The organism is Bacillota bacterium, assembly GCA_024655925.1.
In the GTDB taxonomy this organism is placed as follows: domain Bacteria; phylum Bacillota; class DTU025; order DTU025; family JANLFS01; genus JANLFS01.
This window is the reverse complement of sequence record JANLFS010000144.1, coordinates 939-5,279: the sequence shown is the minus strand read 5'-3', so window position 1 is coordinate 5,279 and position 4,341 is coordinate 939. Positions and strand designations below refer to the sequence as shown.

Below are 4,341 nucleotides of genomic sequence, written 5' to 3'. Positions count from 1 at the left end.
TAGAAGGGGTTGAACACCCGGCCGAGGTCTTCGGGCACTATGCCGATGCCGTTGTCTTCGATCTCCAGCACGATCTCGCCCTCTACATCTCCTCTCCGGCAGGCGAACGTGACCTCGCCGCTTTTTCCTTCGCCGCCGCGGCGGTCGCTGCCGCTAGCTTCGCTGCCGTCGCTAACTTCGCCGCCGTCGCCAGCTTCGCTGCCGCCGGTTTCGCCGCAGCTATCGTGGCGTTCACCTTCCGGTCTCGACGAATACTTGATCGCGTTGCTGAGCACCTGCTGCAGCGCAAAGCGGAGCCACTTGCTGTCGCTCACAACTCGCGGCCAGTTGGCCTCACCGCCATCATCGCCCACTATCCTTGGGAACACCCTGTGGGTGATGAACATGCGACGGTTCTCGTTTATGAGCTGCCGCACCAGTTCTAGCAGGTCCACCTTCTCAGGGGTGAAATCCGCTGCGAAGTCCTCCAGACGCACCATGTTCAGCAGCATTTGAATGGAGCTGTTCAGCCGCTGGTTCTCTTCAGCCACGCTGCGCAGCACATCAGCCAACTCGGGCTGCATCTCCATTTGCCTGGCCTTCTGCAGCTCCAGATCCACTACAGAAACCGGGCCCTTCATGTGGTGCGCCCACTGGCTGACGAGGTGCACGTTCTGTCGGCCTCGGTTGTGTTCCTCGACGAGTTCGGCACGCAGCCTTGAATACAGCTTCGCCCAAGCGTTGGCGAAGATCCGCTGCTCGAGTGTGCTCGGTTCCACGAGAAGCCCCAGGCGGTCCAGAGACTCGTCCCGGTCGATACCCTCAAGACGCCTGAAGAAAACTGCCTGCCTTCGGTAGTCGGCCACGAGAAACACAAAGAGCCCCACCATGCCCAGGAGCCACAGATATGCTATGTTGGCCGGCTTCAGGCTTGCCCCGGAAAAGAACAGGTCTAGCTGGACGATGATCACCATCGCCACACCGAAACCGGCGTATAGCGCGATGTACAGCGACCGGTCCAACAGGAAAGACCACATACTCATGCGAGAATCACTCTCCCGGAAGGCACAGACGGTATCCCTGGCCGCGTCTCGTTTCGACGGCCCCTCCCAGGCCCAACTCCTCGAGGCGCCGTCGCAACCTGGAAACGTTCACCGTCAGAGTGTTGTCGTCGACAAAGCTCTCATCGTCCCACAGCACCTCGAGCAATTCCTCGCGGCTCACGATGTCACCGTTGCGCTGAGCTAGCGTCCAGAGCAGGTCGAGTTCCTTTCCTGTGAGCTCTACTTGGATCCCGCCCCGACTGACGGTGCCATCATTTCTGTTGATCACGATGTCTCCGACCCTGAGGACATCGAAATGCTTATGCACAGCATACTCCCCGTAGGTTCGACGCAGCATGCTGCTGATCTTGGCGATCGCGAGCTCGAGGCTAAACGGCTTGCTGATGTAGTCATCGCCGCCACTCTCGAGGGCACGCACCTGGTCAACGTCCTGGTCCCGGGCGGATATGAAGATGATCGGCACTTTGGACAGAGCTCGGATCTGACGGCACCAGTAGTAACCGTCATACCTCGGCAGGTTGATGTCAAGGAGCACGAGGTCCGGCTCGCAGGAGCAGAAGGCTTCCTTGACCCGGGCGAAGTCGTCGACTGCCGCAACGGTCATGCCGTACCGCTCCAGCTCCTCCGTGAGGATCCTGGCGATCTTCGGATCGTCCTCTACCAGCATCACGCGGTAACTCTGTTGATCGGACATGTTCCTCATCGCCTCCAGCCGAACCTTGTTCTCATAGGGGGCGATAAACCTGGCTCGGTCCTCGTCCGGAATCGGGAGGCCGAACGTGCTGGCGGGTTCTTCGAAGACTACCCAGCGTTCAGCAAGCCTCTCGCTGAAGTTGATCCGGTTTCGTGGACACTCCAGGGCTATGCGACGGACTGTTTGGCTTCCTTCTAATTTCTCTCTGTGACAGCCGACCTCCTTTTCTATCGGCGAAGCCGGGTGAGCTCCTCCCTCTCGGCAGTCGTTAGCCCTTCACGCTCCCCTGCATCGATCTCAGCCTGCCTGGTCCAGTTACGCAGCGACTCCACTGATATGCCCTGGCCTCTTGCGATCTGAGGCAATAGGCTTCCCGCTCTCGCGCACCGGGCGAACCGCCTCCGCCCTGAACTGTCGCGGATATGGTGGCTTTCCCCGTGGTACGTGGACAGCTCCCCTTGAGGATCACACCTCCAAGCCCATATGTGTCCACCAAACCGGATCAGGCCCACCGCGCTGATGATGGCCCCTGACCACGACTATTGATGGTGATGCCTGATGTTGTTCGATTGCCAGTACACGGTTTCCTGCATTCACCAAACGTCGAAGCAACGCCAGCCGCTTAGGCTCTGCACCCAAGCCACGTGTCTTGCAGGGGAATGCAGACAATTGGCGAACGTCTGGTCAAGACTGCCAGCAAGGCTCTGCAGACAGCTGGTGTTACGGTCTCTGACGCTTTGCTGTTGCCAGGCGAATCCGTCAGCCTCCAGGCCCATGACATGCGTGAAGAGTCTGGTCTCCTTCAGTTGGAGCATTTGCGAAAGGGCAGGTCTGCTGCAGAGGGGGCATTTGCGAAAAGCTGGCCTGCTGCAGAAGGAGGAGGCTCAAAGCGTGGAAAAGCTTGACCTGCGGAGACAGTTCAAACACCTCTACCTGCCATCGTCCAAAAAGGTCGAAGTCGTGAATGTGCCGGAGTTCAGGTTCGCTATGGTAGACGGCGTGATCGAACCCGGCTCGACCCCAGGCACGTCGAGTGCCTTTCGGCAAGCAATCGAAGCACTTAATGGTATCTCGTACACCCTCAAGTTTGCCTCAAAGCGCCAGAAGGAAGCTCCGACAGACTACACTGTGATGCCTCTCGAGGCGTTGTGGTGGGTGGAGGACGGCGGGTTCGACATCACCAAGCCTGACAACTTGTCAAAACGACTGTCCATGCAGGCATTGATATCTGTTGTCACGAAGTTGCCCTTGTAGAACAGGCTGAATATCGTTGCTGGCGTAGGAGCAGACTGAGCCTGTTCCGTCGTCTCAAGCTTGATTACCTTCAATCGAATTGCGTTTTCAACCACTGCTTCTTGAGTTCATAGCCCTCTGCACACTCCTTTTCCGAAAAGGCACAGCATATGTGTTTGTGTTCAGCCCCTATTAGGGAGGTTCGATCCGCGTATCGGCGTAGTGGTGGTCGAAGGTGCCGTCCTCCGCAGGCTCGAACACGCTGACAGCGCGTACAGCCCCCAGGTCGATGGGCCCGTACACGTGCGGGAACAGCTCCGCGCCACCCTCAAGGTTCTCATAGACCACGGGCGAGGACAGTTTCTCCACAGAGACGTGAAGAAGCACGAGCCCATGCGTGCCCCGGAAGATGCTATTGGCAACTCGAATCACCTGGTCCCCGTCCGAGCAATGGATAAAGCCCACGGTCGCCAGGGATTGAGCCTCGTACCTGCCACGCTGCACGGCTTGCTCCCACTCGCGTTCAGTCGTGATATGGAATATCGTTGCCATGAACCCGCCAACTCCCCCCCCCCCGCACGGTCCCTGCCTGTTGGCGGACAACCGCCGGCGCAAGTGCGTTTCGATAAGAAGCTGAGAATCTGCCAACAGCTCAGCATCCCTTCCCCACGACTGCCCCCAGACCGATCCAACACTGTGAATCACGTACCGAAACGCTATATGATTCTCGCACCAATCGCATCGTACGCCTCGATGCTGCACCGTGCTGCTGGGCTCTCAGGGTACTCGCTTCTGAGCAGAGTCCAGATCATCTCGTCTCTAAGCTCGCCACCGCATCCTGGCACGCGTTGCCGGAGAGTGGCTTCGTGGGTAAAGCCTAACTTCCTTGGCACCGCAGCGCTTCGGACGTTCGATGGATCGCAGTGGATCTCCACCCGGTTGACCTGGTTCACCTCAAACGCCACGCGCGTGAGCGCGGCTGCAACCTCGGTTGCCAATCCGCGGTTAATGCAGTCAGCACGTATCCAGTAGCCTATCTCCAGAGCCCCTTGCCCGATTCTCGTATGCAGACCGGTTCCCCCGAGCACTCTTTTCTCGTCAGGGTCAAGGATCCCGTATGTGAAGTCCTGGCCTAGGTCGAACCTTCCCCTGAAGCTTCGGAGTAGCTCAACCTTGGCCTCTACCTCGGTAGGCTCCTGCTCAGCCCATGGCATCCACGGCCGCAGATGATCGAGGCTCGAATCGATGGCCTCCTTGAGAAGAACGGCGTCGCTTGGGTTCCAACACCGGATCACCGTTCGTTCAGTCCGCACGCAATAAGCTGGACCTTTTCCTGAGGCACTCACTACCCTCACTCCTCACTCACATCGG

General features: G+C 58.6%; 4 protein-coding genes and 1 pseudogene. All 5 read right to left on the bottom strand.

Annotation, left to right across the window (positions count from 1 at the left end):
- Positions 1-1,022, bottom strand: a 1,022-nt coding sequence (locus NUW23_14905; protein MCR4427449.1) for a HAMP domain-containing histidine kinase, incomplete at its 3' end; no start/stop codon positions are given.
- A 7-nt stretch (positions 1,023-1,029) separates the two neighbouring features.
- Positions 1,030-1,737, bottom strand: a complete 708-nt coding sequence (locus tag NUW23_14900) for a response regulator transcription factor (GenBank protein ID MCR4427448.1) — start codon at positions 1,735-1,737, stop codon at positions 1,030-1,032.
- Between the two features lie 1,121 nt (positions 1,738-2,858).
- A pseudogene (locus NUW23_14895) lies at positions 2,859-3,071 on the bottom strand (YoaP domain-containing protein).
- Positions 3,072-3,162: 91 nt separating this feature from the next.
- Positions 3,163-3,522: a DUF952 domain-containing protein gene (locus tag NUW23_14890; GenBank protein MCR4427447.1), complete on the bottom strand. Its 360-nt coding sequence runs from the start codon at positions 3,520-3,522 to the stop codon at positions 3,163-3,165.
- Between the two features lie 164 nt (positions 3,523-3,686).
- A complete protein-coding gene (locus tag NUW23_14885) occupies positions 3,687-4,316 on the bottom strand; it encodes a GNAT family N-acetyltransferase (GenBank protein ID MCR4427446.1) in 630 nt (209 codons plus the stop codon).
- Positions 4,317-4,341 lie beyond the last annotated feature (25 nt).

Coding starts and splice junctions, on each gene's coding strand:
- NUW23_14890 (MCR4427447.1), bottom strand. CDS start 3,522: ATGGCAACGATATTCCATATCACGACTGAACGCGAGTGGGAGCAAGCC.
- NUW23_14900 (MCR4427448.1), bottom strand. CDS start 1,737: ATGTCCGATCAACAGAGTTACCGCGTGATGCTGGTAGAGGACGATCCG.